Genomic DNA, 5,040 nt, shown 5'->3' with positions numbered 1-5,040 from the left:
CGTCCACATTCAGCGCTTCGCCAGCAGGCGAGATCGCCAGCGGCGCGACCACCGGCGTCAGCCCCATGCCGAGCAGCAGGGAGAGAATCGCCGGGTTGACCTGCTCAATCTTGCCGGTGTAATCATCGCGCAGCACCCGTTTGCGCCCGTTTTCCACCACACGGATGGCTTCTTTGCGGTGCGCCACCATCCAGCGCCCGTCCAGACCGGTCAGCCCAAAGGCGTTCACACCTTTTTGCTGCAGCTGTTCCACCAGCAGGGTGTTGATTTTACCGGCCGTGACCATGGCAAAAATTTCCAGCGTTTCGCGGTTGGTGTAACGGCTGGTAAAACCGCTTTCGCTGGTGACAAAGCGCGGCGGATGGCCGAGTTGGGTTGAAATTTCGTTCACCTCTGCCGAGCCGCCGTGCACCAGCACCACTTTTTGCCCCTGTTGAACGAGTTCGGCCACATCCGCACAGATGGAAGCAAAGTTGACGCCGGCGGCGCCGCCAATTTTGATAACAAGCATGGCTGATTCCTCCACTAAATGGGATGCAAACCGCCAAAGGTCAGGCCGGCGGTTTCCTCAAAACCGCACATCAGATTCATTGCCTGCACCGCCGAACCGGCAGCGCCCTTCATCAGGTTATCAATCGCCGCCATGCCGATCACCCGCCCGCTTTCTTCGTCCACATCAAAGCCGACATCGGCGTAGTTGCTGCCAGCCAGAATTTTCGCCTCCGGCACGCGGTAAATGCCGCGCCGGTCGCGCACCAGGCGGATGAACGGCTCGCTTTCCGCCCACTGGCGGTAGATTTTCCACAAGTCCTTTTCGCCAATGCCGGGGCGCAGGAAGGCATGGGCGGTTGCCAGCGCGCCGCGCACCACATCCACCGCCGTCATGGTCAGGTGAACCTCGCTCAGCCCAAGTTCCTGAATCACCTCGGCGGTGTGGCGGTGACCGTAAGCCGAAAAGGTGCGAATCACCCCGCTGCGTTCAGGGTGATGGCTGCCCGGGTTGGGTGAAGCGCCGCCCTCCGAAGAACCGGTTTTGATTTCGACAATCACCGGGCGCGTCAGGTCGAGCGCCCCGGCTTTGACCAGCGGGTAGAGCGCCAGAATGGAAGCGGTGGCGTTGCAGCCCACCCCGCTGATGTAGCTTGCGCCGCGCATTTCCTCGCGGTGCAGTTCGGGCAGGCCGTAAACGAACCGGCTCAACCAGTGCGGAGCGCGGTGTTCCTCCCCGTAGTAGCGGCGGTACAGGCTCGCATCCCGCAGGCGGAAATCCGCTGAGCAGTCCACAATGCGCGGCGCCAGTGCTGCCAGCTGCTCAATGCGCTGCTGACTTTCGCCGTGCGGCATGGCCAGAAAGAGCACATCGCACGGCTCAACCTGCTGGGGGTCGCTGAATTTGAGGGTAGTGCGTTTGCGCAGGTTGGGGTGCTGCTGATAGACATATTCGCCGAGGTGGCTGGCGGAAGTCACCTGCTGCACCTGCACGAAGGGGTGATCGAGCAGCAGGCGCAGCAGTTCACCGCCGACATAACCGGCTGCACCAATGATCGAAACGCGCAATCGGCTCATTGGGCTGCCGCCCTCCACAGGGGAATGCCGAGGGGCGTCGAATGCAGCACGCCCAGCGGCGCTTGCGGCGCGCTCACCGCCGGAAATGGGGGGTGAATCTGACCTTCGGCAACCGCAACGGCATATTCGACAATCAGCCCGGCAACATCCACCCCGGTGGTCGGGGCAAGGGTGTGGAATTCACTGGTGTGGTTGATTTCGTTGACCAGATAACCGCGCTGTGGGTCTTCCAGCACATCCACCGCCAGCACACCGCCGCCGACTGCCTGCGCCGCCGCAACGCACAAGGCGTTCAATTCGGGCGTCACCGCGCAAACCTCGCCTTTGCCGTCGCGGGCGGTGTTGGTGATCCAGTGCGAGGAAGTGCGGTATATGGCGCAGACCGTCTGATCCCCGACCACAAAGGCGCGGATGTCGCGCCCCGGTTTCTGGATGTATTCCTGCAGGTAGTAAATCGAGTGCTGGTAGGAGCCGAGCGTTTCTTTATGCTCCAGAATGGCTTCGGCGGCGTCGCGGTCGTTGATTTTGGCGAGCAGCCGACCCCACGAACCGACCACCGGTTTCAGCACCACCGGGTAGCCCAGTTCTTCAATGGCTTGCAGGGCCGATTCGGGGGTGAAGGCTACCTTGATACGCGGCTGGGGGATGCCGGCACGCGCCAGCGCAGCCGAAGTGGCCAGTTTATCGCCGCAGGTGGCGGCAACATGCGCCATGTTGACCGTTGGAATGCCCCAGGCGTTGAGCATCTGGGTTGCGTACAACCCGCGCGCAAACGAAATGCTGCGCTCCAGCACCGCCGAGTAGGACAGCCAGGCTTCGGGATGGGCAAAATCGAACACCGCTTCGCGGTCGTCAATCCGCTCGTGGGGAATGCCTCGTTTTTCCAGCGCTTCGAGGATCCACTTTTCCTCGACCCGCACCCGTGAAAGCAGGACACCAATCTTCATCGCTGTTTCTCCTCTGGCAGGGCTTACTCGCCCCAATCTTCTTCTTCCATCGGCGCCAGTTCCACCTGCAGCGGTTCGAGGCTGATTACTTCCAGGTCCACGCCGCAATCCGGGCAGACCACAATCTCGCCGACCAGCACGTTTTCCAATTCAAGGGCGGCTTCGCATTCAGGACAGGATGTTAGGGACATGAGAACCTCCGTTGTTAATAAAAATTGCCCTCCGCGGGGCGGAGGGCTTGATTTGCCGACTCACTGTGGCTGGGGTTTAACTCAACCACGCTGACGTGCGCAAAGCCGTCCTGCCCCGTCACAGGGGAGGAATGGACGACGATCCTTACGCACGCGCAGTTCCAAACTCATGATGTTTCAAATTATAGCGGTTTGGTCGCAATTGTCAATAGCCTCACGGCTAACAAAATATTAAGATTTTTTCAACAACACGTTTATAGGCCTGTTCAGGACTATTCCCGCTTGTGGTTCAGCGTTTGGCACAATTCAACCGCCCCATATATCCCGTATATCTCTTACAGGCGCACCCATGGCTCTCTCAAAGTCGAAAACGGGCAAACAGCAGCCGGCGGGTGCTGACCGATGTCTATTCGGAATAGTCCACTGATGCATTCAATCGAGCGATTTTGCCCCCTCCTGCGCCTCCCCGAATATCGCTAAAGCGATATTGGGGGAGGTGGGTGGGGGTTCGTTTTGCCACAATTCAAGTTTCGATAAAAAGTTTAAAGATTGTCAAGGAACTTTGAGAAAGCCATACAGGCGCACCCGGTGCTGGTTGGATTCCTTCACGGATAATCCATTCAAACCTCGGGCACGCCTGTAGTTCGGGCTTATGTTGGGCGGGTCGTTTCTAAACCGGCGCCAGTGTGCCAAACCAGATCAGCCATGCAAGGACGGTTTTGGCCACCAGACTGAGGATGATATAGACCCGTTCGCCGTAGAGGTAGTCACGCCATGGGCCGACTTTTTTATATTGCAGCACCATGTTGACGGCAAAGATGTTGAACATCACGAAAAGGGTGGGGACGATGGCATAGACGAAAGCCGGCGGTTTAGCCTCTCCGGAATTGACCGCTCCCATGAAGTACAGGAAAATCACGATCCACGGCACAATGCCGGCCAGAGAGCCGTAGATGAATGCCAGCCAGCTCGTCCGCGTGGTGTTCTGGTTGTGCTCCTCCATCATGATGCCAAAAAGATTCATCATCGCATTGATGCCGAAAATGGCGATCATGGTCCCCAAATCCCAGATACCCACCAGCATGCCGATCAGCACGACCATCAACGAGGAGCTGAGAGCGTATTCGTAAAAGCGGATGGGGTTCATGCCCTTCTTCAGATTCTCGACATAAGGCTTGTAGCCGATGGTGGAAAGGTAGAAGTGGGCAACGGCCGAGATGAGCAGAAACAGCGCCACAGCCGGGCCAAAGGGCAGCTCATAGAGCAGTTGCGGGTCGGGTTTCAGGGTAAAGGTGGCACGGTCGAAGGTGAGGTAGTTGGTGAAGATCGGGTAGGTTCGGTCATTGCTGACTACCCACATGAAAATTCCCTGAATCAGGTGCAGAAAACCCATGATCAGGTTAAAACGACGCAGCCCCTGAAATTTCTTAAGGTCAGGGCCGGCGGTGTTGAGTGGTGCATTTGTTTCCATAGTCATATTAATTTCTCCTTTTCTGATGTGAAGCAGCCTGACGAAGATGATTTCAATTCCGAAAAATTCACATTTTGGCTGCCTGTTTTTGATGGGGTGGCTAACTTCTTTGTACGTAATTTCCCACCTGCATCTAAGAATACTATATCACGACCCTGATCAGAAAACGGATAAATCCGACCTTAACCTTATACGTTTTTTGTACAACTCTGAATCGCCGTCGGCCAGACCGACCCCATGGAATAATCCGCCCTCGCCAACAAGGCAAGGGCGGGTGTTTTGCAAAAAAACCTGCCTTCAAAGCAGGCAAATTTGCAGCGCCGCCGGGCAGCATTCTGGTTTTCGGCAGGCTTAACGGATTTTCCTGACAAGCGCCTTTTCTTACGGCTGGAGAACGGCCTGCCGCAAAATCTTGTCCATCTTTTTACCTTTGGCAAGTTCGTCAATCAGTTTGTCCAGATAGCGGATTTTCTGCATCAACGGGTCTTCGATTTCTTCCACCCGAATACCGCATACCACCCCTGTGATCAGCGAACTGTTTGGGTTAAAGGCCGGCGACTGAGCAAAAAAGGTTTCGAGCGTATTCCCCTGCCTGATTTGCTCCTGCAGTCCGGCTTCGTCATAGCCGGTCAGCCAGCAAATGATCTGGTCAACCTCTGCTCTGGTGCGATTTTTGCGCTCCGCTTTTTGAATATAAAGAGAATAGATTTTTTCAAATTTCATTTCAAAGATAGATTGTCTGGGCATCTTCATTCCTCCGGTAGACTGGCGTTCCAAATTGTTCAACCCTCAAAGCGGAGCAGGTAAAAAAGTGAGTTCGGGATAAGAGCAAAACCCGGCGTATGATGCCAATGACCCCCACCTG

6 protein-coding genes are annotated in these 5,040 nt (G+C 56.3%); all 6 read right to left on the bottom strand.

The features are described from left to right. A partial coding sequence (locus ACWIZX_RS05800; protein ID WP_448335110.1) for a [LysW]-aminoadipate kinase occupies window positions 1-511 on the bottom strand: 511 nt, incomplete at its 3' end. A 14-nt stretch (window positions 512-525) separates the two neighbouring features. Continuing rightward, the gene (argC, locus tag ACWIZX_RS05795) at window positions 526-1,566 is read right to left on the bottom strand and encodes an N-acetyl-gamma-glutamyl-phosphate reductase (protein ID WP_448335109.1); all 1,041 of its coding nucleotides are present in this window, start codon (window positions 1,564-1,566) and stop codon (window positions 526-528) included. Continuing rightward, window positions 1,563-2,513, bottom strand: a complete 951-nt coding sequence (gene lysX, locus ACWIZX_RS05790) for a lysine biosynthesis protein LysX (protein WP_448335108.1) — start codon at window positions 2,511-2,513, stop codon at window positions 1,563-1,565. Before lysX ends, argC begins: the two co-directional genes overlap by 4 nt. Window positions 2,514-2,536: 23 nt before the next feature. Continuing rightward, window positions 2,537-2,704, bottom strand: a complete 168-nt coding sequence (lysW, locus tag ACWIZX_RS05785; protein ID WP_448335107.1) for a lysine biosynthesis protein LysW — start codon at window positions 2,702-2,704, stop codon at window positions 2,537-2,539. Window positions 2,705-3,374: 670 nt separating this feature from the next. After that, the gene (heR, locus tag ACWIZX_RS05780; protein WP_448335111.1) at window positions 3,375-4,175 is read right to left on the bottom strand and encodes a heliorhodopsin HeR; all 801 of its coding nucleotides are present in this window, start codon (window positions 4,173-4,175) and stop codon (window positions 3,375-3,377) included. 381 nt (window positions 4,176-4,556) lie between these two features. After that, on the bottom strand, window positions 4,557-4,922 hold the full coding sequence (locus tag ACWIZX_RS05775; RefSeq protein ID WP_448335106.1) for a DUF2200 domain-containing protein: 366 nt from the start codon (window positions 4,920-4,922) through the stop codon (window positions 4,557-4,559). Window positions 4,923-5,040: the final 118 nt, after the last annotated feature.

This window comes from Bellilinea sp., assembly GCF_053501535.1.
Note: the sequence above shows the minus strand (reverse complement) of the source record. Positions and strands in the feature narration are given on the sequence as shown.

What these genes read in the sequence shown, in the direction of transcription:
- lysW (WP_448335107.1), bottom strand. Translation starts at nt 2,704, where the DNA reads ATGTCCCTAACATCCTGTCCTGAATGCGAAGCCGCCCTTGAATTGGAA.
- lysX (WP_448335108.1), bottom strand. Translation starts at nt 2,513, where the DNA reads ATGAAGATTGGTGTCCTGCTTTCACGGGTGCGGGTCGAGGAAAAGTGG.
- heR (WP_448335111.1), bottom strand. Translation starts at nt 4,175, where the DNA reads ATGGAAACAAATGCACCACTCAACACCGCCGGCCCTGACCTTAAGAAA.
- argC (WP_448335109.1), bottom strand. Translation starts at nt 1,566, where the DNA reads ATGAGCCGATTGCGCGTTTCGATCATTGGTGCAGCCGGTTATGTCGGC.
- ACWIZX_RS05775 (WP_448335106.1), bottom strand. Translation starts at nt 4,922, where the DNA reads ATGCCCAGACAATCTATCTTTGAAATGAAATTTGAAAAAATCTATTCT.